This is a genomic window from Ruegeria sp. AD9, assembly GCF_056542305.1.
Window position 1 is genome coordinate 255,703 of the sequence record NZ_JBQFZP010000005.1, and the last position, 23,514, is coordinate 279,216.

18 protein-coding genes are annotated in these 23,514 nt (G+C 58.5%); 11 read left to right on the forward strand and 7 right to left on the reverse strand.

All coding sequences use genetic code 11. The annotated features are described in order from the left end of the window. Positions 1-42: 42 nt before the first annotated feature. From ACR0AM_RS10215 to ACR0AM_RS10240, 6 genes are all read right to left on the reverse strand, one after another. Entirely contained in the window at positions 43-1,347 is a 1,305-nt protein-coding gene (locus ACR0AM_RS10215; RefSeq protein WP_480622815.1) for an NAD(P)/FAD-dependent oxidoreductase, read from the reverse strand. After that, positions 1,344-2,018 carry a TetR/AcrR family transcriptional regulator gene (locus tag ACR0AM_RS10220; RefSeq protein WP_480473812.1) on the reverse strand — a complete coding sequence of 225 codons (675 nt, stop codon included), beginning with the start codon at positions 2,016-2,018 and terminating at the stop codon, positions 1,344-1,346. Before ACR0AM_RS10220 ends, ACR0AM_RS10215 begins: the two co-directional genes overlap by 4 nt. Beyond that, positions 2,019-3,557 carry a trimethylamine methyltransferase family protein gene (locus ACR0AM_RS10225; RefSeq protein ID WP_480622816.1) on the reverse strand — a complete coding sequence of 513 codons (1,539 nt, stop codon included), beginning with the start codon at positions 3,555-3,557 and terminating at the stop codon, positions 2,019-2,021. Positions 3,558-3,559: 2 nt separating this feature from the next. Beyond that, positions 3,560-5,962 (reverse strand): GcvT family protein, encoded by a 2,403-nt coding sequence (locus ACR0AM_RS10230; protein WP_480622817.1) that lies wholly within the window; start codon positions 5,960-5,962, stop codon positions 3,560-3,562. 110 nt (positions 5,963-6,072) lie between these two features. Continuing rightward, positions 6,073-6,702, reverse strand: a complete 630-nt coding sequence (locus ACR0AM_RS10235) for a glutathione S-transferase family protein (protein WP_480605103.1) — start codon at positions 6,700-6,702, stop codon at positions 6,073-6,075. A 19-nt stretch (positions 6,703-6,721) separates the two neighbouring features. Further along, entirely contained in the window at positions 6,722-7,219 is a 498-nt protein-coding gene (locus tag ACR0AM_RS10240) for a class I SAM-dependent methyltransferase (protein WP_480622818.1), read from the reverse strand. Positions 7,220-7,452: 233 nt separating this feature from the next. Between ACR0AM_RS10240 and ACR0AM_RS10245 the strand changes: the two genes are divergently transcribed. The 5 genes from ACR0AM_RS10245 to ACR0AM_RS10265 are packed head-to-tail and all read left to right on the forward strand — an operon-like array spanning position 7,453 to position 14,677. After that, entirely contained in the window at positions 7,453-9,225 is a 1,773-nt protein-coding gene (locus ACR0AM_RS10245) for an ABC transporter ATP-binding protein (RefSeq protein WP_480622819.1), read from the forward strand. After that, positions 9,218-11,131 carry an ABC transporter substrate-binding protein gene (locus ACR0AM_RS10250; RefSeq protein WP_480622820.1) on the forward strand — a complete coding sequence of 638 codons (1,914 nt, stop codon included), beginning with the start codon at positions 9,218-9,220 and terminating at the stop codon, positions 11,129-11,131. The genes ACR0AM_RS10245 and ACR0AM_RS10250 overlap by 8 nt, the downstream gene beginning before the upstream one ends. 14 nt (positions 11,132-11,145) lie before the next feature. Further along, entirely contained in the window at positions 11,146-12,174 is a 1,029-nt protein-coding gene (locus ACR0AM_RS10255; protein WP_209505333.1) for an ABC transporter permease, read from the forward strand. After that, positions 12,171-13,325, forward strand: coding sequence for an ABC transporter permease (locus ACR0AM_RS10260; protein ID WP_480622821.1), 1,155 nt, complete (start codon positions 12,171-12,173; stop codon positions 13,323-13,325). Before ACR0AM_RS10255 ends, ACR0AM_RS10260 begins: the two co-directional genes overlap by 4 nt. Then, positions 13,322-14,677 (forward strand): CoA transferase, encoded by a 1,356-nt coding sequence (locus ACR0AM_RS10265; protein ID WP_480622822.1) that lies wholly within the window; start codon positions 13,322-13,324, stop codon positions 14,675-14,677. The genes ACR0AM_RS10260 and ACR0AM_RS10265 overlap by 4 nt, the downstream gene beginning before the upstream one ends. Positions 14,678-14,734: 57 nt before the next feature. On the opposite strand, the gene ACR0AM_RS10270 is transcribed toward ACR0AM_RS10265, so the two are convergent. After that, a complete protein-coding gene (locus ACR0AM_RS10270) occupies positions 14,735-17,116 on the reverse strand; it encodes a mechanosensitive ion channel domain-containing protein (RefSeq protein ID WP_480622823.1) in 2,382 nt (793 codons plus the stop codon). 391 nt (positions 17,117-17,507) lie between these two features. Here ACR0AM_RS10270 and ACR0AM_RS10275 point away from each other — a divergent pair, with 391 nt between their 5' ends. The 6 genes from ACR0AM_RS10275 to ACR0AM_RS10300 are packed head-to-tail and all read left to right on the forward strand — an operon-like array spanning position 17,508 to position 23,514. Then, positions 17,508-18,722, forward strand: a complete 1,215-nt coding sequence (locus ACR0AM_RS10275) for a glycosyltransferase family protein (protein WP_480473823.1) — start codon at positions 17,508-17,510, stop codon at positions 18,720-18,722. Next, positions 18,719-19,966 (forward strand): glycosyltransferase family 4 protein, encoded by a 1,248-nt coding sequence (locus ACR0AM_RS10280; protein WP_480622824.1) that lies wholly within the window; start codon positions 18,719-18,721, stop codon positions 19,964-19,966. The genes ACR0AM_RS10275 and ACR0AM_RS10280 overlap by 4 nt, the downstream gene beginning before the upstream one ends. After that, a complete protein-coding gene (locus tag ACR0AM_RS10285) occupies positions 19,966-21,042 on the forward strand; it encodes a glycosyltransferase family 4 protein (protein ID WP_480622825.1) in 1,077 nt (358 codons plus the stop codon). The genes ACR0AM_RS10280 and ACR0AM_RS10285 overlap by 1 nt, the downstream gene beginning before the upstream one ends. Beyond that, positions 21,039-21,623 (forward strand): histidine phosphatase family protein, encoded by a 585-nt coding sequence (locus ACR0AM_RS10290; RefSeq protein WP_480622826.1) that lies wholly within the window; start codon positions 21,039-21,041, stop codon positions 21,621-21,623. Before ACR0AM_RS10285 ends, ACR0AM_RS10290 begins: the two co-directional genes overlap by 4 nt. After that, positions 21,620-22,762 carry a glycosyltransferase family protein gene (locus ACR0AM_RS10295; RefSeq protein WP_480622827.1) on the forward strand — a complete coding sequence of 381 codons (1,143 nt, stop codon included), beginning with the start codon at positions 21,620-21,622 and terminating at the stop codon, positions 22,760-22,762. Before ACR0AM_RS10290 ends, ACR0AM_RS10295 begins: the two co-directional genes overlap by 4 nt. After that, positions 22,759-23,514 carry a polysaccharide deacetylase family protein gene (locus ACR0AM_RS10300; protein ID WP_480622828.1) on the forward strand — a complete coding sequence of 252 codons (756 nt, stop codon included), beginning with the start codon at positions 22,759-22,761 and terminating at the stop codon, positions 23,512-23,514. The genes ACR0AM_RS10295 and ACR0AM_RS10300 overlap by 4 nt, the downstream gene beginning before the upstream one ends.

The following is a 23,514-nucleotide window of genomic DNA, read 5'->3' on the forward strand; positions in this document are numbered from 1 at the left end:
GTAAACCTGCCCCGCTCGACTTTGATTGTTGCAAAAACCCGACTAGCCCAGAACCGAAAAGCTGCTTTCCTCATTGATCGGGCGCTTGCGTGAGTAAAAGCCCACGTCGATGATCCGTTTGATATAAGGCAGTTCGAATTGCAACGGTTCCGCGTCGTGATCCGCTCCGCCTTCGCAATACGCGATCAGGGCCGCCATCATCTTACCCGCTATCGGTGCATTCTTGTACTGGTTCCCGCTGGACCCGCAGGCCATGTAAAACCCCGGCAAGCTGGATTTGTCATAGATCGGAATCCAGTCAGTAGAGGCATCGTAAAGGTCAACCACGCCCCGCGTTTTTGATGGAATACCAAGGCTGGGTACACGCTGCGCGTATCGCATGGCCTGTGTGGTCCATTGGTCCGTGAACTCTCGGTTATAGGTGACATCATCCTCGCACCATTGATGCGGATCGCATTCCGGGTCCTCAGATCCCACAAGGATGTGATTGCCGTGTTCCGGGCGGCAATAGCAGGCGATGTCGCTGTCCGAGACGATGGTTCCGTCGTTTTCAAAATCGAACCCCTCCGGGGCAGGGACATGCACGACCTCTTGCCGCAGGGGGCGGGTTTTGATGGTCATGTCGTCCAGAACGCCTGCCATCCCATTGATGATAGCCGAGCCCGGCCCGGCCACGTTCACGACAACCCTTGCGCGGATTTCTTCGCCCGAGGCTAGCTTGACTCCGGAAACGCGACCATCTTCGGTCAGGATCTCGGTAACTTCGGCACTGGTGCGGACCTCGGCCCCGTGCTGTTTGGCAGCATCCATCAGGTTTTGCGCCGACAAGGCCGGGTCGGTGACATATCCCGCCTGCGGCCAGTACACTCCACCCGTCATCTTTCGCCCGTTGGGTTGGCCGAATTCCGGGTCATCCATGCGGCGCGCCGGGGCAAAGCTGTCCAACGAATAAACCGACAGGCGTTCAACCACTTTTTCCCCCGACCAATCTTCGAACGGGCAATCCAGTTCTGATGAGTTGCGCATGTGCTTTTCCAGCATCCCGTTCGCGTCGGTCTTCATGACCAGGCAGCCGGTTTCCCGGAACTGAGCCAGATTGGCCCCCTCTGGCAGGCCAAGATAGTCAGCCCAGTCGCGCCAGTAATGATACCCTTCCCAGGCAAACGCCGTTCCGTCGAAGGTGGAATAATGCATCCGGATGATCGCGCAGGACCCGGCGGTTGAACCGTGCCCAACCTGTGCGTTGCGATCCAGAGACAGGGTTTTCCAGCCCGCCTTGGACATTTCGAACGCGATGGCCGCGCCGATCACACCTGTGCCAATGATGATTGCGTCTGGTTGACTCATGTCGGGTCTCCTTTCCAGTAGCGCCGGGAATATGCGCTGAATTCTTCAACTTCTTCGGGTTTCGGTTCAACGCCCGTAAAGGCGTATAGGTAATGCGGCACCATCGAGATCCGCGTCTCGAAGGGTTCGTTCAATTGTGCCAGATCATATCCGATCTGCATGTAATACAGCACGCGCGCACGTGTTTCGGACTCGATCTCGGAATAACCGTATCTGGCGAACATCGCGTGCAAAGCTTCAAGCCGCCGTGTGTCTGACTGGTCCAGCGCACGGCGTACTTTGCCCGATTTACGCGCCCAGTCGCGCACGGCAAAATCCAATGCGGTGTCAAACAAGTCCGTGTTGACGACACAACGATGCACATTGCAGACCGCGCCCGTTATCGTTTCGGCCGGCGCTTCTGCCTGTTTTACAAGCGCAACCGTATTGGTCGCCTGCCACCGCGCCAGCAGTGCATCCAAAAGTTCCTGTCTGGACTTGAAGTACCAGTAGAAGGATGAACGTGACACGGCCATCCGCTCGGCCAAGTTAAGAACCTTGATCTGGTCCACCCCGTCCGAAATCAGCACGTCCATCGCCACGTTCAGCCAGTCGTCGCGGGTGACCTTGACATTGCCGATCAGGGGCTCGGCCTCGGGATCATCGCGGTGAAGGATAGGTTTGTTGTTCATTCAACTCTCCGGTGGCGCTCCGCCCTCTGCGGTGCGACGTGCGATAAAGTCCTGCAAGGCACCAAAACGATCATTGTCTAAGGCAGGGGCCTTGAAATCGTTCAGGATACCCTGCCAAACCCCCGTTGCACGTTGGTTGGCATCTGTTGAACCGCGTTCGGTCCATGTGCCGAAATTGGCGTAGTCATGGACATGCGGTTGATAGAACTCGGTGGTGTAGCGCTCCATCGTCTGGGGGCAGGCAAAGAAATGACCGCCAGGCGCGACCTCACTTAAAGCGGTATCAAAGCCAATCTCGGCGGACCCCGCCTGCGCGCCCGCGCAAAGCTCGGCCACCATGTTCAGCACCTCGGCATCGCAGACCAGCTTTTCGAAGGATACGGTCAATCCCCCTTCCAGCCAGCCCGCGGAATGAATGATCACAGTCGCCCCGGCCATCAGGCAACCCCAAAGGCCAAACTGGTTCTCATTCGCCGCTTGCACGTCGTTGCTGTTTGACGCTGACCCTGCCGCCGACCGCCAGGGCAGGCCAAGGTGACGCGCCAGTTGGCCTGCGGCCAGTGATGCCTGAAAATGCGAGGGCGTCCCGAATGCAGGTGCACCGGATTTCATGTCCACATTGCTGGTGAACGTGCCGTAACACACCGGAGCGCCCGGTCTGGCCAGCTGCGCCAAGGTCAGCGCGGCCAGCGTCTCGGCATGGGACAGGGTGATTGCCCCGGCCACGGTGATCGGCGCCATCGCCCCCATCAGGGTGAACGGTGTGATGATCGACATCTGACCGTGGCGCGCGAAGTCGATCAGGCCTTGCGCCATGGGAATGTCCAACGTGCGCGGGCTGTTTGTGTTGATGATCGTGTAACAATGCGCGTTGCCCCGGAACTCATCATCCGACAGACCTCGCGCCGTGGACAGCATCTCAAAGCAATCCATGACCTGCGGCGTACCGCGCGAGAAGAAGAACGGGAACTTGTCGGTCAGTTCCATCTGTGCCTGTGTCGTGAAGTAGTGGCGCAGATGCGTCGGTACATCCTGAGGTTCAACCTGAGGCGAGATCATCTGGAACACATCGAAATGATGGGTGAGCTTCAGAAACTCCAGATAATCCTGACCTGTCGCCGGGCGGCGACCACGTTCCAGATCGGTTGCGTTCGGCGCGCCTGCCCCCGGTTGAAACACCAGCGAACCCAGTTCCAGAGTGAAATCACGATGCCGCGAACCGGCGCTACAAGCGACAGATTTGGGGGCCGAGGCAACGGCAGCCTCAACCATCTCGCGCCCGATAAAGACCATCTCACTGTCTTCATCCACGCGCGCGCCACCCTGCTTGAACAGCTTGCGCGCCTCGGGAAGCAGGGTCTTTACACCCAACTCCTCGAGCGTACGCAACGCTGCCTCGTGCATGTCCGCAACCTGGTCAGCCGGGAACACCTCCATCAATGGGAAAGGGTTCCTAAGCTGGCGATAGCTCACGTCGCGGCTGGGCTGCGGGGCAGCCTCGCCCCCTCGCCTTCGGCGTCGTCGGTCCGGAGCGGCCATGATCAGCCCCGCATCGCTTTGCCCTGAGGGTCGTAGGGCGACGGCGCAATTACTCGCGCCGGACATTCCACACCCACCACATGGACAGACAGTTCCGTACCCGGGTCCACCTTGTCACGGTCAATCAAGGCCATCGCCAACGACTTGCCGATGTGGTGCCCATAACCGCCTGAAGTCACAAAACCCACGCGTTCGCCATTGGCCCAGACCGGCTCATACCCGCTGGCATCGGCGTCCAACGCATCGATTTCCAGTGTTACCTGTACCTGCGCCGGGCCATTGCCATCCCGTTCGGCCAAAGCGGCCTTCTTGCCGATGAACTCCTTGTCCCAGTCGATCCAGCGATCCATGCCGGTCATGCCGGGTGTGTAAGCCTGCGTGAACTCTGCCGACCAGATGCCAAAGCTTTTCTCAAGCCGCGTTGACAGCATCGCATTGAAACCGCACTCGCGGATTCCCTCTTCTGAACCGGCTTCCAGCAAAATGCGGCGCAGCTTGATGTGATCGCCATAGCGACAGTTGATCTCATACCCTTTTTCGCCGGTCACCGACATGCGGGCCACGCGGGCACGGACCAGGCCGATGTCGAAATCACCGCAGCCCATGAATTTCAGGTTTGAGATATCCTGTTCGGCCAGTTTCTCGACCACCGCCTGCGATTTCGGTCCGACCACGGCGAACCCGCAATACTCCTCTCCCAGGTCGCGGACGGTGACCCCATCCATCATATGATCGTTGAACCATCGCATATGCCAGGCGCGCAGGTAATAGCTGCCCATGATCCACCAGGTGCCATCGCCCCAGTTCAACACGGTCAGATCGCCTTTGAGCCGCCCGTCTTCGCCCAGCATCGGCGCCAGTTTGGCACGACCCGGCGCGGGCAGTTTCGAAGCCATAACGTTATCCAGCCACGCTTTGGCATTGGGACCGGAAACCTCAAAGCGGGAAAAGCCCGTGATATCCATCAGGCCCACGCCCTCACGGATGGTTCTGCATTCAGCCGCCACGATGTCGTGCGCGTTCGAACGTTTGAGCGTCGGCGTTTCCTCGAACCCTTTGGGTGCAAAATACAGCGGCACCTCCAGATCCCAGCTGACGCCCCATTTGCATCCGGCCTCAGTCATCGCGTCATGCGCCGGAGCCATCTTTAACGGGCGACCCGCAGGCAATTGTTCGTTCGGGTAGGTCATCACGAAGCGGCGCGAATAGAACTGGCCAGTGGTTTCACGGATATACCGCTTGTTCTGTGCGAATTCCCCATAGCGCGCCACATCCATCGGCCAGGCATCGGCTTCGGGCTCGCCATGGATCATCCATTCGGCCAGTGTTTTCCCAACGCCACCACCTTGCAGGAACCCTGCCATGACCGCACAGGCCGTCCAATACCCTCGTTTACCCGGAACCGGACCAACCAGCGGGTTACCATCCGGCGAGAACGTGAACGCACCATTGACCCATGTCTTGATGCCCACGTTCTGGATCGACGGATACCGCTCAAAGCCCAATGTCAGCTCGTTCTCGATCCGGTCAAGCTGTTCCTGAAACAGTTCCTCGCCATAGTTCCACGGCGCGCCATCCATCGCCCAGTGTTCGTGATCGACCTCGTAGATCCCCACCAGAACGCCCTTCTGGTCCTGCCGCATATAGGTGAATCCTTCGAGGTCCACGGTCATCGGCATCTCGAAGTCTGCCTGCGCGACTTCGGGCACCGTGTCTGTGATCAGATAGTGGTGCTTCAACGGTGAAACTGGCAGCTCTATCCCGGCCATACGCCCAACCTGCTTGGCCCAGAGCCCGGCCGCGTTGACCACATGTTCACAGGTGATCGTGCCCTTATCGGTCACCACCTGCCAGCCATCCGCCGTCTGGATCAATTCCTCGACCTTGGTTTCTTCATAATATTCGGCACCACGTTTCCTGGCCGCAGTAGCATAAGCCTGAACAGTACCTGTTGTATCGATATACCCCTCGCGATCCGCCCACATCGCGCCCAAAACACCGTCGGTTGACATGATCGGGCAGCGTCTCTGTGCCTCTTGCGGGGTCAGCAACTCGCAGTCGTCAATACCGATGGACTGGAAGATGCGGTAATTGGCCTGCAACCACTCCCAGCGTTCAGGCGTACCGGCCAAAGTCAGGCCACCGGTCATATGCAAACCGATATTCTGGCCCGATTCTTTTTCGATCTCACTCAGCAGGTCGATTGTGTAGGCCTGCAACGAGGCCATGTTTGGATCCGCGTTCAGGGCATGGATGCCGCCCGCCGCGTGCCATGACGATCCCGAAGCCAGCCGCCGCCTTTCCAGCATGACCACATCCGACCAGCCGAATTTGGCCAGATGATACAGAACCGAGGCACCAACGACGCCCCCACCAATGACCACTACGCGATATTGGGATTTCATCCCGACCTCCCTGAACAGAATCTTGGAAGACGCTAGTAGCACTGTTCAGTTCTGTCTAGACATTTCTGTACAGTGCGGAATGAGAGAACTCTACCTATTGCTTTGCAAACCTAAAGCTGCGCGCTTGGGCGGGCTTTCACGCTTTCAAACCAGACCTGCGTGTTCGTATTGCCGTCCGGTATCCGCATCTTTATGACGCGCGCGAAATCGACAAAAACAAAAGTGGATATATCCGCCAGAGTGAATACATCGCTAGCGACATACGCGCTTTGCATCAGCCGCGCCTCCAGCAGCTCGAAAAACGACGCAACCCGCTCGCGCCCACGTAGCGCCAGCTCAGGGATCTGCGCATGGTTAACAGGGCCGGGAATAGCACGGTCTTTGAACGCCGGGTGGCTGTTGCGCAAAGCCTCAGCGATGGGCGCACCGCCCTGCTGCTCGGCAATTGCGTTCCACATCAAGACCAACCCTTTTTCATCAGCGGTACGGCCCATTAAGGACGGCTCGGGGAAACGCGCTTCAAGATACGCGGCGATGCCAAGATTTTCGGTCAGGACTGCGCCTTCATCCGTTACCAGAACCGGGATTGTGGCCCGGGGGTTCACTGTACGAAACTCAGCGCTCAACTGCGCGCCCTTAGCAATCGAGATTTCGTGCGTTTCGATGTCCAACCCTTTTTCCGCGATGAACATGCGAGCACGGCGCGGGTTTGGGGCCGTAGAGCAATCGTAGAATATCATGCGGGGCCCTTCTCTCTGATCAGCGCCGATAGATGAAACAGCGCCCTTCGACGGCACAATCGGGCAACGGCATTTCCTCCAGCCGCTCGAAATACATCCGGTCGCTTGATACCATTAATCCACCCGATGCCAGCAAGGGCTCGATCAACGGGGAAACAAGCCGCGCAAAGATGTCGTTCTTTTCGCGATTATGCCCTCCAAGGTCTGCATGGATCAGGCTTGCCGTCGGTCCAAACCTGTCGACCGCCGCTGGCAGCGTCTCGCGCACATCTCCCAAGATCACCCGATCCTCGGGCGGGGTTGAATCGGGGTGCGAAGCCACCGCGCGTTCGAACACAAAGACAGGGCGTCCATCGATGTGCTGCACAAGATGATGATAGGTGCGCCCATTGCCCAGACCCAGTTCAAACACCGGACCTGCCATGCCTGCCGTTTGCGCAATCGCGTGATCCAGACAGGCGCGCTGTGACACCATTCGATCGATAAACAAGTCCAGACGGCTTTGATTCTTGGACACCGGTAAATATCTCCTTGATACCAATCGAAAGCATAGATGCCCCCGACGCCGCCTTAGATGACAAATTCTCAAGACTTTGTGTAGCGACGAAGCCCAAAGTTTCACATTTTCGCGACATTTCAGCCCAAGAACGGGTTTGACTAGACAGGCGGAACCGCGCGACACTGGCGAAAAAATCACGGGGAGTTGAAACGACCGATGTCACCAAGCGGCCAAACGGTTGGAAAGCCTGCATGAGCGCGTTGTTGTGCGTCAGAGACCTCAGCATCGGCTTTGGTGCGGGAAGTTCCGTGGTCGCGGATGTGAACTTTGATGTCAAACCAGGGGAAACCTTGGCGCTGGTCGGTGAATCGGGATCGGGAAAAACCATCACGTGCCGGGCCGTCTTGCGGATTCTGCCGCGAGCGGCCCAGATACGCAGCGGCACGATAACTTTGAATGATTCCAAGGGCACATGTAACCTGACAGCGGTCACCGAACGGGAAATGCGCGGCATTCGTGGCAATCGCGTTTCGATGATCTTTCAGGAACCAATGCGATCACTGTCACCTCTGCACAAGATTGGTAATCAGGTCAGTGAAGTCCTGTGGCTGCATCGTGGGCTTTCCGAGTCTGAAGCGCGAAAAAAGGTCCTGACGCAGTTCGAGCGCGTGGGCTTTCCAGATCCGCAGCGCGCCTATGACTCCTACCCGTTCGAGCTGTCGGGCGGAATGCGCCAACGCGCCATGATTGCGATGGCCATGGTATCCAAACCCGAGTTGCTGATCGCAGACGAGCCAACCACCGCGCTGGATGTGACCACTCAGGCTCAGGTTCTGGGGCTGATCAAGGAATTGCAGCGCGAGACTGGCATGGCGCTTATTCTGGTGACCCATGATCTGGGCGTGGTTGCCAACATGGCCGAACAGGTTGTGGTCATGCACAAGGGCCGCATCATGGAGGCTGGCCCGGCCGCACCAATCCTGACCTCCCCGGCGCATCCATATACCAAACAACTGTTTGATGCTGCGCCGGAAATTCCAGATCAGGCTGCTGTGGGCATACCGATGCCGGGCGACGATCTGATCCTTCAGATGAAGGGCGTCTCAAAGACCTACACGATGCGGTCCAGCAAAGGGTGGCAGGCCGACAAGGAAATCTATGCGTGCAAAGGGGTCGATCTGAATCTTGCACGTGGCAAGACGCTGGCCATTGTCGGTGAAAGCGGATCAGGTAAAACGACAGCCGCGCGGATCGCGTTGGGTGCGGAACTGCCCGATCCCGGCGGAGAAGTCCTGTTTCGCACCGCGCCGAATGCCGATCCCGTCACGGTGCACAACATGACCCGCGCCCAGCGCACGGCGTTTCAGCGCAATGCGCAGATGGTGTTTCAGGATCCCTACAGCTCGCTCAGCCCGCGGATGCGCATTCAGGACGCGATGACTGAGCCGCTGGAAATTCACCGCATCGGAACAACCGCCGAGCAGCGCGACAAGGCCGCCGAGATGTTGCAGCGCGTCGGCCTGACAGCCGACATGCTGAAACGCTATCCACACGCCTTTTCGGGGGGCCAGCGGCAACGTCTGTCGATAGCCCGCGCCATGATGCTCGACCCGCAGCTCATCGTGTGTGACGAACCCACCTCGGCGCTGGATGTATCGGTACAGGGGCAGATTCTGACCCTGTTGGAAAATCTACAGGACAGCCTGAATCTGTCCTATCTGTTCATCTCGCACGATCTGGCCGTTGTTGCACGGATCGCCGACGAAGTTGCCGTGATGCGTCGAGGCCTGATCGTCGAGCAAGCACCACCCGAAACTCTTTTCTACAATCCGCGCCACCCCTACACCAAAGCGCTGATTGCCGCTCAACCCGAACCCGACATCAATCGCCCGATCGACCTGCAAGTGGTTTCCTTGGGCGCCGGCGCGCCGGACAGTTGGGATGAAGCCTTTCGTTTCTCGGACACCGTGATACCCTCATTGGTGGAATTGGAACCGGGCCATAAGGTACGTTGCCATGTTTAAGACCACTCGCCCCCTGATCCTGGCCGCTTCGCTGGCGTTCATCGGGATGCTGCCCGCCACGGCCGAGACGATCCCGACGCCGCAGGAAAGCGCGTTCTGGAACGCGGAAGTAGAAGCGGGCAATCTTCCTCCCGTTCAAGAGCGCCTGCCCAAGGACCCGCTGATTGTCGATCTGGCAGCAAAGGGTCGCGAGTTTGGCAAACAGGGCGGCACCCTGCGCACCATGATCACGCGCTCCAAAGATATCCGCCAGATGGTTGTCTATGGCTATGCCCGGCTGGTCGGTTTCGACCAGAACTACGAGATTATACCCGATTTGCTGGCGTCGTTTGAAAACGAAGACGGCCGCAAGTTCACCCTGAAACTGCGCGAAGGGCACAAATGGTCCGACGGCTCTCCGTTTACGTCGGAAGATTTCCGCTATTGGTGGGAAGACGTTGCCAACAACAAATTGCTCAGCCCGTCAGGCCCGCCGGATTCTCTGATAGTCGAAGGCAAATCACCCACCGTTACCTTCCCGGATGAAACCACTGTGATTTTCGAATGGGAGAACCCTAACCCGGGTTTTCTACAATCGCTGGCTCAGGCAAGACCGCCCTTTATCTATCGTCCCGCAGCGTTCCTGAAACGATATCACGAGAAATATGCCGACCCCGAGGAACTTGCCTTTCTGGTCGATGATGCCCGCGTCAAAAGCTGGGCCGCGCTGCACAACAAGCTCGACAACCTGTACAAGTTCGACAATCACGAATTGCCCACGTTGCAACCGTGGCTGAACGCAAGTTCCGGCAAGAAAATCCGCCACAATTTCGTACGTAACCCCTATTACCACCGTATCGACAGCAAAGGGGTTCAGCTGCCCTATATCGATGTGGTCGAGATGGAGATCGTTGCCCCCGGTCTGGTTGCCGCCAAAACCAATGCAGGGGAAAGCGACCTGCAAGGTCGGGGCTTGGATTTCCGCGACGCTTCCATCCTGAAAAAAGGCGAGGCGCAAGGCGGCTACAAGACATTACTGTGGAAAACCGGCGTTGCATCGCAAATCGCGATCTATCCGAACCTCAATTTCGAGGATGACGCCTGGCGCGAAGTGTTGCGTGACGTCCGTGTGCGGCGCGCCCTGTCCCTTGCCATCGACCGCGAGACAATCAACCAGGCTTTGTATTTCAAGCTTGCGCACCCCGGTGCAATGTCGGTTCTGCCTGCCTCGCCCTTTTACGATGAAAGAAATGCCACCGCCTGGGCCAGTTACGATGTCAGCCAGGCCAATGCGTTGCTGGATGAGGTCGGCCTGACCCAGCGCGACAAGAACGGTGTCCGCCTGTTACCGGATGGCCGTCCTATGGAACTGGTGATCGAAACTGCTGGTGAGCGGCAAGAGGTTGAAAACGCCTTGCAAATCGTCACCGACACCTGGCGTGAGATCGGGGTCAAGCTGGTCATGCGCCCATTGGATCGCGATATCCTGCGCAACCGGGTGTTTGCCGGCAACTCGATGGCATCGGTCTGGTATGGATGGGATGACGGCATCCCGCAGGCACACACGTCTCCAACCTATCTGGCGCCCACCGATCAGGTATTCCTGGCCTGGCCAAAATGGGGCCAGTTCTACCAGACAGGTGGTGAAGCCGGGGAAGCCCCCGACATGCCCGAGGCAGAACGTCTGATGCAACTGGCCCATAACTGGGAGGTCGCCACAACGGATGACGAACGCAAGGAAATCTGGACGGAAATGCTTAAAATCCACGCCGATCAGCTTTATGCCATTGGTATCCTGAACGGAGCACCCCAACCCATTGTCGTGTCGAACCGTCTGCGCAATGTGCCGGAACAGGCCATGTGGGCATGGGAGCCCGGTGCGCATTTCGGCGTTCACCGCCCGGACGAGTTCTTTTTCGCCGACTAAGCAGGAGCAGCTAAATGGTCATGCTGCGCTATGCGGTGTATCGCTTTTTCACGATGCTGCTGACATTGTTGGTGGTCTCGGTCCTGATCTTCATAATCATCAACCTGCCGCCCGGTGATTACCTTAGCAACCAGATTGCCGAGCTTCAGGCCTCGGGCCAGTCAGCGGGTGTCGCCAAGGCCGAGTTTCTGCGCGCCGAGTACGCTCTGGATCGCCCTATGTGGGAACAGTACCTGATCTGGATAGGCTTCTGGCCGGGACCACACGGATTTTCAGGTCTGATCCAAGGCAATTACGGCTGGTCCTTTGAGTTCGACCGGCCTGTATCGGAGATCGTAGGCGACACGCTTTGGTTGACGGTCGTCGTCAACCTTGCCGCAATCCTGTTTGTATATGCCGTTGCCCTTCCCCTGGGTGTTATTGCAGCGGCGCGATCACGGACATGGATTGATTATACCTCGGCCTTTGTGGGTTATCTGGGGCTGGCGACCCCCAACTTTTTGCTGGCCCTGATCCTGTTCTACTACGGGCATCGGTATTTCAACCTGCCTATCGGCGGCCTGATGGACCCGCAATTCGAAGGTCAGCCGCTGAGTTGGGACAAGATAAAATCCATTCTCATCCACCTGATCGTTCCGACTTTTGTTATCGGAACCTCGGGCGCATCGGCGATGATGCAGCGCCTGCGGGCAAATATGCTCGATGAACTGGGGAAGCCCTATGTGGAAACGGCCATTGCCAAAGGTATGGCCCCATCGCGGATGCTGACGAAATATCCGTTGCGCGTGGCGTTCAACCCGTTCGTTGCGGATATCGGTAACCTTCTGCCGTCAATGGTATCAGGATCGGTTCTGGTGTCAGTTGTTCTGGGCTTGCAAACCATCGGGCCGACTTTGCTGACAGCACTGAAAACGCAAGACCAATTCCTGTCCGCGTTTATCCTGATGTTTGTCGCGCTACTGACGCTTATCGGCACGATGATCTCGGATATTCTGCTGGTCATGCTGGATCCCCGCATACGGTACGAGGGGCGCGAAGCATGACCGAACGTCCTGACAATCGCTACGTCGATGACGCGCCTTTTGATCCGCAGGCATCGATACAGCAACTGGAACGCGCCGATCTGGATGCCCCAAACTGGGTGTTGGTCTGGCGCAAGTTCCGCACACATAAGCTGGGCCTGATCTCGGGTATCTTCCTGCTGCTGTGCTACCTAATGCTGCCGTTTGCCGGTTTCATCGCGCCGTATGGCCCTAATGACCGGAACGGAGAGCATCTGTACGCGCCACCACAATCCGTGAACTGGTTTTACGACGGCGCTTTTATCGGCCCCCATGTTTTTCCAATCGTCGCCGAGGCGGATCTGGAAACCTTCCAGTGGAAGTTCGTCCCAGACACTGACGACCCGCGCCCGATCCGGTTCTTTTGTGAAGGGTCCGAATATCGACTTGCAGGTCTTATCAAGACAGACAGGCATCTTTTCTGCGCGCCGGATGGTGCCACCTTGTTCTTGTGGGGGTCCGACAGGCTGGGTCGCGATATCTTCAGCCGCATCCTCTATGGGGCGCAGCTATCGCTGACCGTGGGCCTGATAGGTATTTCGGTATCGTTCTTTCTGGGTATCCTGTTCGGTTCGATGGCGGGTTATTTCGGCGGGCGCATCGACTGGGTCATCAACCGGGTCATCGAAATCCTGCGTTCACTGCCGGAACTGCCGTTGTGGCTGGCACTGTCTGCTGCCGTGCCATCGAACTGGAGCCCGGTTGCCGTATTCTTCATCATTTCGATCATCCTCGGCATCCTCGACTGGCCCGGGCTGGCGCGTTCGGTCCGTGCCAAGTTCCTGTCACTGCGCGAGGAAGAATATGTACGGGCCGCAGAAATGATGGGCGCAAGCTCGGGCCGGGTGATCCGCAAGCACTTGTTGCCGAATTTCATGTCTCATTTGATTGCATCTGCCACCCTGTCGATCCCGGCAATGATCCTTGGGGAAACCGCGCTCAGCTTTCTTGGCCTGGGCCTTCGTGCACCAGCGGTAAGCTGGGGAGTGATGCTGAATGACGCGCAAAACCTCGCGTCGATCGAGATCTATCCCTGGACGGCAATCCCGATGCTGCCGATCATCGTGATCGTACTGGCCTTCAACTTCCTGGGTGACGGGTTGCGCGACAGCCTGGATCCTTATCAGCAATGAGCCTTCTTGCCACCCTTCCGGCTGCCGACCGATATCGCAGGGTCGGCACAGGCGCTCTGCCAAGTGCTTTTGCCGTTTCCGAACTGGCGACGGCCAGCTTTGCAGCCGTTGGGCAAGAGATGTCCCGCTTTATGCAGGCGCTGAACCTGACCCAGAAAGCACCCGAGATCGTCGTCGACCATCGGCTGGCATCCTTGTGGTTCGGCTATTCCTTCAAGCCTGATGGCTGGGAAATGCCGAACCTTTGGGATTCGGTCGCGGGGGATTACAGGGCTTCTGATGGGTGGATCAGGTTGCACACCAACCTGCCACGCCATCGCGCGGCAGCGATGAAGGTTCTTGGAACGCTGCCAGAGCGTGACGCTGTGGCAAAAGCCGTCAGAACCCGGGCCATATCCGATTTGGAAACCGATATTGTGGCCGAAGGCGGCGTGGCCGCTGCCATGCGCAGCCGGACCGAATGGCTTGAACATCCGCAGGGCCGCGCTGTATCGCGCGACCCGCTGATTGGTTGGCAAGGCCCCCGGTACGTCAAGCTGCGCGAGAGGCCGCAGGCAACTTCTGCAAGACCTCTGGCCGGGTTGCGCGTTCTTGACCTGACACGCGTTCTGGCGGGTCCGGTATCGACACGCACATTGGCCGGTTTCGGGGCCGAGGTTTTGCGGATCGATCCGCCCGCTTGGGACGAGCCCGGTGTGATACCTGACATTTCACTTGGAAAACACTGCGCTTATCTCGATCTGAAATCGACCGTTGGAATGGAACGGCTGCAAGAGCTTTTGTCCCAGGCCGATGTATTCGTGCACGGGTACCGGCCCGGCGCTTTGGACGCGCTGGGCCTGACCCGTGCTAAGCGCGATGAACTGGCACCGAACAGGGTCGAGGTGACGCTGAATGCCTATGGCTGGCAAGGCCCGTGGTCGAACCGGCGCGGCTTTGACAGCCTTGTGCAGATGAGCGCGGGAATTGCGCATACGGGCATGGGTTGGGCTGACGCAGACAAACCAACGCCATTGCCGGTTCAGGCTTTGGACCACGCAACCGGCTACCTGATGGCCGCCGCCGTCCTTTCCGCATTGGCCGAGGCCGCGTCGGGCAATTCCATCATGCATGCGCATCTGTCCCTTGCCCGCACCGCCGAGCTTTTGGCGATTCTCGGCAAAGACGACGTCGAGGCTGAGCCCATTCGCCCGATGCCCACGGATTACTCCCCTTCAACAGAAGCCTCGGGCTGGGGACCGGGGCACCGCCTCAAACCAGCGCTAAGCCTCGGTGAAACTGTGCTGCAATGGGATTTACCGGCGTCGAAACTGGGCACATCTGACCCGGTCTGGCCCTTCGTTTCCAACTGACCTCACGCTTTCGGGGCACCTCATCCGAGACTCAACACAAAGCGGCGGCGGGACTCTCTACCGGTCGTCGCCATCCGGCCCGATATCGTCCAGATAGTCCTCGTCAATTGCGGCCTGAACAGCCCCTGTCACGGCCTCACGCTGTTTTGGTGTCAGGTCTTCCGCCTCTTTGCCATCTGCCAATCTTACAGTGACCTCGCGATGCGCAAACTTGATCCCCTCTCGCGCGAACAGCTCGCGAATGTCCTGATAGACCTTTTTGCGAACCAGCCACTGGTCGCCGGGTTTCGTCATGAACTTGACCCGGATGATCATCGCTGAATCCTGCATCTCGATCACGCCCTGTGACTTCAGCGGTTGGATGAAATTGTCTCCGATTACGGGATCGGCCAACAGTTCCTGACCCAATTTCTTGATCAACTTGCGAACCTTCTCGACATCGGTGTCATAGGTCACGCGCAGCGGCAGCTTCATGATCACCCAATCGCGCGAATAGTTGGTCAGCACTTTGATCTCGCCAAAGGGAATGGTGTTCAGCGCACCCAGATGGTGACGCAGTTGCATGGACCTGACCGAGATTTTCTCGACCGTCCCTTTCACATCCCCAATGTCGATATATTCCCCTTTCCGGAACGCATCATCCAGCAGGAAGAATGCGCCGGAAAAAATGTCGCGCACCAGCGTTTGCGACCCGAAACCCACGGCCAGACCAACCACACCGGCACCCGCAAACAACGGGCTGACATTGATACCCAGTTCCATCAGGACAATCAGTACGATCGTGACCACGACAACAGCCAGAATTGCGCCCCGGAAAAGTGGCAACAACGTTGCCAGACGGCTTTGCCCGCCTTCCCCGCCTTCGTCGCCCAGTTCAACCTCGGTGCCATCGTCGGATTCTTCAGCGATCTTGCTGTCGATCCAGATCCGAAAGAAATGAAACAGGATGTACCCGATAAACAGGACGACCATCACATCCAGCGCACGTTCTACCGGCAGATCCTCGCTCCAGTCCGCGTTCGGGTACCATATCACGACAAGCGCATAAGCCCCGAGCACGAAAGCCAGAATTCCGGCTACCCGGCGGGCCAGGTCTTCATAAGTCAGAAGATGCTGCTTCGGCTGTTCAGCCTCGGGTATATCCGCCGCCATGACGCCTTCATCCGCTGCCTCGGCTTCCCCGTTTATTTCGCTAATCATGCGCGAGCGGTCAAAATACCGCTCCAGCAGGTAGTTCATTGCACCATAGGCCACGACCACGGACATGAAGATCAGATAGCTGCTTGCAATCAACGGCAGCGGTGTCGGATGCTCCAGCGCCAGATCAACAGCCAGACGGAACCAGCTGAACACGACATAGATGATCAATGCCGGCGCCCAGCCAAATGACACAAACCGCAGCAGCCAAGACACCTGTTCGGATGCCCGCCCACCCCGGATCGCGTTCGAGATGGCACGGGCGTTGAACAGGATCATCAGAATATTGCCCAGCGCGCCCAGCATCGTCAGACCACCATACACCATGGCGTAGACGTTGTAGTTCAGTCCAAAATCAGCGACCCAGGTGGAAAACAGGACGACCGAAATATCATAGGTCGCCAGCACGGACGCCCAGATGTACAGCCTGCGCGCATTCTTGTCCGAAAAGGGCGGTAATCGATATTGGCTCAGATAAGGCGACAGGACCATGCGCCACAGGTCCGACACCGTGCGCGACAGGAAAAAAGCCGTAAAGATGGCGGTGATCGTGAACTGGACCGAGATATCCTCGGCCTCGCCAAAGATCAGATACCCGACGATCAAAGCCATGATCATTGCAAAGACCGTAGCACCGATCCCCATCAGGAACCGGAACAGCAGGAACGGCATCTTTTCCCGATAACCCTGTGGTTCGTCCTTGATCCGCGCCACCACCCAGCGGCGCGCGAACCGTTTCCCGTAAATCTCGATCGACAGCCACCGCCCAAGTAACAGGAACAGGATATTCCAGCCCAACACCTCGACATAGGTCTGGATACGGCCATCTGGGCTGGTCTGGCGCAGGATGTACTGTACTTCAAAAATAGAATAGGGCAGCGCCTCGAGACGGGAATTCATCGACTCGCGGAATTTCGAGAACCGCTCTTGCGCCTTCATCAGCTGCGAACCGTCACCCATCGGGTTGCTCGAATCGCTGTCCGCGCCCCCCGAACCTGCATCCTTTCCACCTGCCGTTGTCACAACCTGACCGGCACTGTCGATGACAATAACACTCGCGCCTGCATCGCTGGCAGCACGGATTGCAGCGGCCAAATCACTTTCCTTGTCGGTCCCGGACGAACTGCCCGACCCGGAAGAATATCCGGGAATCAAGGACGTCTGCGCCAATGCACCAGTGGGAACGCTCAGGAAAATGGCCCACAACGCCAAAAAAAATACGCCCAGAAAGTTATTTCGCATTGGGTCTTGCATCCAGTTTTTGCCGATATTGGCCAGATTACAGAAGCGTTTCAGGCAGTTCAAACACTCGCATCACTCCGTCTCAATATCGTGTTTGGACGTGTTCTTGGCGCACTCTGATGCTCGCAGGTGTTTTCAATCTTGCCATAATTGAATATGACCGGGCAAAAGTTTCAGGTCCGACCCGATTGCCTTCATCGGGATCCTTATGCGATCTTCTCTAGCTGTGGTGCGATATGCCGCGAAGTTGTCAAAACGCTGTTGCCAAATCGCAATGCTTGAAACATTTGCAAATGCGCAAATCCGCCTTTGGCAAGCGTGGCATTGAAATATACGGTAACGCTAGCGAACGCGCGGATTTCGCTCTGGGATCAAGAAGACGGGCAACACTATGAGCCTTGGCACAACCAATTCTAAACCGGACCGCGCGCCGCGTATCCTGTTTTACAGCCATGACACGTTCGGTCTGGGGCATTTGCGCCGGTCCCGCGCCTTGGCTGCGGCAATCACGCAGGCGGACCCAAGCGCCTCGGCGCTGATCCTGACGGGTTCACCCGTGGCAGGCCGTTTCACTTTTCCGCGCCGGGTTGACCATGTGCGCCTGCCCGGTGTGACCAAGCGTGCGGACGGCTCGTATGCCGCGCGCACAATCGGAATGGGGATCGACGAAGTAACCGAATTGCGTGCGGGATTGATCCAGACCGCGGTTCAGCAGTTCGACCCAGACGTGTTGGTGGTCGACAAGGAACCGACAGGGTTCCGGGGTGAGCTGTTGCCAACACTGAAATATCTCGAACGCCATTGCGGTACGAAACTGGTTCTGGGCCTGCGTGATGTGCTGGACGAACCCGAAGTGCTGGCCGCCGAATGGGCACGCAAAGAAGCCATCGAAGCGACCGAGCGGTTCTATCATGAGATCTGGGTTTACGGATCACAGTCGATCTACGATCCGACGCAAGGCTTGCGGCTGAGCGCGTCAGCGCGATCGCGTATTCACTGGACGGGATATCTGCGCCGCGATCTCGGCCCGGTCGGGGAACCGCCTCAGCAACCTTATATCCTGATCACACCCGGCGGCGGTGGCGATGGTAAGGCGCTGGTCAACCTTGTGCTGTCCGCCTACGAGAAAGACCCAGACCTGTCGCCGCGTGCCGTGTTGGTCTATGGCCCATTCCTGTCGGGTGAATTGCGCAACGATTTCGAAGCACGGGTTGCCGCATTGAATGGTCGCGTAACTGCGGTTGGATTTGAATCGCAGATCGAAACGCTGTTTGCAGGGGCCGAAGGCGTGGTCTGCATGGGTGGATACAACACGTTTTGCGAGGTTTTGTCCTTCGACAAACGGGCCGTCATTGTTCCACGCACCACACCTCGTCTGGAACAGTGGATAAGGGCCTCACGCGCGGAAGAGCTGGGGCTGGTCAAGATGCTGGACGAACGACGCGACAGCCTGACACCCGACGCAATGATCCGTGCCATCCGCAATCTGCCGCACCAATCTGTGCCGTCGCATGCCATCCAAAGTGGATTGCTGGACGGTTTGGACTATGTCACCGACCGCATTGACAGCCTGCTGACACGGGAACAGAAACGAGCCACTGGATGAACTCGGCCTCTCCCAATCTGGCGGTTGTGGTCAAAGGCTGGCCGCGACTGTCCGAAACATTTATCGCTCAGGAACTTGTTGCCTTGCAGGAAGCCGGGCACCGATTTGACATCTGGTCTCTGCGCCATCCGACCGACACCAAACGTCACCCTTTGCACGATCGATTCTTGGGGCAGGTTCGCTATCTGCCGGAATACCTGCATGAGGAGCCACAGCGGGTGTGGGCGGCCCGCACTGCCGCCCAAGACCTGCCCGGCTATGCCGAGGCCTACAAGATCTGGCGGCACGACCTGCGCCGCGATCCCACGCCGAACCGCATCCGCCGGTTTGGGCAAGCATGTGTTCTGGCCGCCGAGTTACCCGCCCAGACGCAGGGGCTCTATGCCCATTTCATGCACACCCCCTCGTCCGTCGCCCGATATGCGGCCATCATGCGCGGTCTGCCATGGAGCTTTTCCGCCCATGCCAAGGATATCTGGACCTCACCGGACTGGGAAAAGCGTGAAAAGCTGCAGGCTGCAACATATGGGGCCGCTTTCGGAGCCACCTGCACGGCAATCGGCGCGGAACACCTGCGCAGCCTCGCTGATGACCCCAACCGCGTGGACCTTTTCTATCATGGCCTGGACCTGTCGCGCTTCCCCGAACCGCCAAAGCGCAGGATACGCGCCGCTGGCGATCCGTTTCACATGATTTCCGTTGGGCGGCTGGTTGAAAAGAAGGGCTTTGACCGCCTTATTGCGGCCTTCACGCTGCTGCCGGAAAACCTGGACTGGCATTGGACCCACATTGGCGGCGGGGGTCTTGGGGACTCACTACACAAACAGGTGCGCGCTGCTGGTATCGTGGACCGCATCACCTGGAGGGGGGCCTGCGATCAGCCCGAGGTGATCGAAGCCATGCGCAAGGCCGACCTGTTTGTTTTGCCCAGCCGTGTTGCTGCGGACGGGGACCGGGATGGATTGCCGAACGTGTTGATGGAGGCCGCATCGCAGCAGTTGCCAATTCTGTCGACACCGGTTTCGGCCATCCCGGAATTCATCCAATCCGGAACGCATGGCGTGCTGTCTGATGACGACCCGGCTGCATTGGCTTCGGCCATTTCAGCTTTGGCCGCTGATCCGGAAACGGCAGCATCTATGGCGCGTGCAGCCTATGACCGCCTGATTGCAGATTTTCGAATGGAACCCGGTATTTTACGGCTGTCGGCACGGCTGAAAACCCTGAGCATGGAAGACGCGTAATGGCGCGGGTCGCGTTTTATGCGCCAATGAAATCCCCCGGCAGCCAGATACCCTCGGGTGACCGCGAAATGGCGCGAAACCTTATGCTCGGCTTGGCGGTGCAAGGGGATAAGATCGAACTGGCCTCGGACCTGCGCATCTACGACAAGATCGGAGACCGGGACCTACAGCGAACCCTTGTTCGCGCGGCTGAGATTGAAGCGCAGAGGCTGAGCGCCGAATTGCCCTTTGATACAGATCTGTGGGTGACTTATCACAATTACTACAAAGCACCCGACCTGCTGGGCCCCAAGGTCTGCCAGGCGCGCGGCATCCCATATGTGCAACTGGAAAGCACGCGCGCATCAAGCAGGCTGAACGGGCCGTGGGCCGATTTCGCCCAAGCGGCGCATCAGGCGTGTGATGCAGCGGATATTATTTTCTACCACACAGCCAATGACCTGATTACGTTGGAACGGGACCGTTTTGGCAAGCAGGCACTGGTTGAATTGCCACCATTTCTGCCTGAAACCGGGTTGCCTGTGGCTACGACCGGGGACGGCCCCATGCTGACTGTCGGAATGATGCGGCATGGGGACAAGCTGGCGTCCTACCGGATTTTGGCCGAGGCCCTTTCGCACCTGACATGTGACTGGAACCTGAACATCGCAGGGGATGGTCCGGCGCGGCCTGAAGTCGAAACCCTGATGGCGCCGTTCGGAAGCCGGGTGCACTTTCTGGGCCAGCTAGACCGGGTGGCCTTGCAGAAAATATACCGACAGGCGTCCCTGCTTGTCTGGCCCGGTGTGAACGAAGCCTATGGTATGGTCTATCTTGAGGCGCAGGCGACAGGCCTGCCCGTGGTCGCACAGGATCGTCCCGGCGTTCGGGACGTGCTGGCACCTGCGGTTTACCCACCGGTTGAAGCTGGGGCCAGAGGGCTTGCCGATCACATGCAAAACCTGCTCGAGGATACCGCGCAGCGCCACGCGCTTGGGGAGAATGCGCGCAGCTATGTGGCCCGGCGTCATCTTATGCCTCAGGCGACCGAACGGTTGTGGGCGCATCTACGGCCCTTGTTGAAGGATGTATCATGACCCGTCTTGCACTACTTCGCCACGGACATACCCACTGGAACCGCGCAGGGCGCATTCAGGGGCGCAGCGATATTCCGCTGGATGACGACGCGCGGTCTGAGCTGGCCGGGTATCGCTTGCCTGATCCATGGGCCGCCGCCGATATCTGGTCCAGCCCCTTGCTGCGCGCCAGCGAGACGGCACGCATCGTGTCTGGGCGCGCCCCGAAAACCTCGGACGCGCTGATAGAAATGAATTGGGGCGACTGGGAAGGACTTCGAGGCGTCGACCTGATCGCCGATGAAACCAGCGGGTATCGCCATATCGAAGACTGGAGTTGGGATTTTTGCCCGCCTGACGGTGAAAGCCCTGCCGAGGTCTGGACGAGGTTGCGCCCCTGGATGTCCGGGTTGCGGCAGGACACGGTCGCGGTCTGCCACATTGGCATCATGCGGGTCATTCTCGCCCAGGCGTGGGGTTGGGATTTTGATGGCCCCGCCCCCTTCAAGATCAAGCGCAATCGGCTGTATATCGTCGATATGAATACGATGACCGCAGATCCGGACCCTGTTCGCTTGATCAAACATGGGCCGCTGCCATGAAGGTGATGATCGTTGTCACGCACCTTTTGGGAACAGGGCATCTGAGCCGGGCTCTGACATTGGGCCGGACCTTCCGGGATGACGGTCACGAGGTCATGGTCGTCTCGGGCGGGATGCCTGCGCCTCAACTAGACAGCAGCGGGCTAACCCTGTTTGGTTTGCCACCGCTCAGATCAGATGGAGCCAATTTCACGCGGCTTCTGACTGAAAGCGGTGCCGAGGCCGATGCTGATTATCATCGCGCGCGCGTGACAGCCATGGTGCAGGCGGTAAACAGCTTTCAGCCGCAAATCCTGATAACCGAGCTTTTCCCCTTTGGCCGCCGGTCGCTGGCAGCGGAATTCGACGCGGCCCTGAATGCGGCACGGGCCCTGCCTCAGCCTCCGGTCATCCTGGGATCGATCCGCGATATTCTGGCCCCGCCATCCAAACCTGCCAAGGCCCAGCGTACCGAAGATATCGTCACCCGCTTTTATGACGGCATTCTTGTTCACTCGACCGAAAGTGTCACACCGCTTTCGGTCAGTTGGCCGGTGTCGGACCGATTGGCGGAACGGCTGCATTATACCGGTTTTGTTGCGCCGGAACTGCCTCAACCGCATCCGCAGTCCGTTGGGCAGGGCGAAATCCTTGTCAGCGCCGGCGGCGGTTCCGTGGGGCAACCGATCTTTCGCGCGGCCATCGAGGCCGCCCGCCAGATGCCCAACAGGCGCTGGCGCCTGTTGATCGGCGGGACGGATGCCAAGGCAAGGATCGCAGAGCTGTCCCAACTGGCTGAAGGAACCTCGGCAATTCTGGAACCTGTGCGCCCCGATTTTCGCCAGATGCTGCCCCATGCGGCGGCATCGGTCAGCATGTGCGGCTACAACACCGCCATGGATATTCTGCAAAGCGGAACACCCGCTGTTTTTGTCCCATTCGATGATGGCAAAGAGGTTGAACAGGGGCTGCGTGGGCAAAGCCTGTCGAGTTTGCCAGCCATCGAGGTGCTTCTCAGCCGAACCTTGAGCGGGCAGGCGTTGGCGCAGGCCGTAGAGCGCGTCATTTCAGATGGGCCCCGCGCGCAGCAGGAATTCGGGTTTGATGGTGCAGCCCAAACCGTGGAAATCGCCAAGCACCTGCTGGAGCGGCGTAAATGAACCCGGACTGGCACCCACTTGAGGTCGAGCTGACCCATTGGCGTGCAGAGGGCCTGTCGCTGCCGCTGTGGTGGCGAGACGATGACGCGATCGACCCGACACCACAGTTGGACCGGCTGTCCGATCTGGCCATGCAGTTAGGCCTGCCGGTACATCTGGCTGTCATTCCGCACGGGGCAACCGCTGCGCTGGCCGACTATGTTGCGCACGGCGAAACTCTCATCCCTGTGGTCCACGGTTGGTCCCACACGAACCATGCGCCCGCCGGTGAGAAGAAAGCCGAGTTTCGTCTCAACCGTCCGTTGGACCAGGTTGTCGCGGATGCCGCGGCAGGATTGTCACGCCTTGGCGCCTTGTTCGGCAACACCCTGCGGCCGATGTTTATCCCTCCGTGGAACCGCATTGCACCAGAAGTCATCGAACATCTTCCATCGCTGGGGTATCGCGTTCTTTCAACGGCAACGCCCCGCAGAACAAAAATGGCGGCAGCGGGGCTTGAGCAGGTCAACACACATCTTGACCCGATTGACTGGCGGGGTTCACGCGGTCTGATCTCTCCGGACCGCCTGATCGCACAGACAGTTAACCTCCTGCGGGACAGGCGCGAAGGCCGCGCAGACAACGCCGAGCCTTTTGGAGTATTGACCCATCACCTGGTCCATGATCAGGACATCTGGGCCTTTACCGAGGCGTTGCTGAAACATCTGCTGGACGGTCCTGCCACACCCTGGGTCGCACCAAAGAACGAGTGA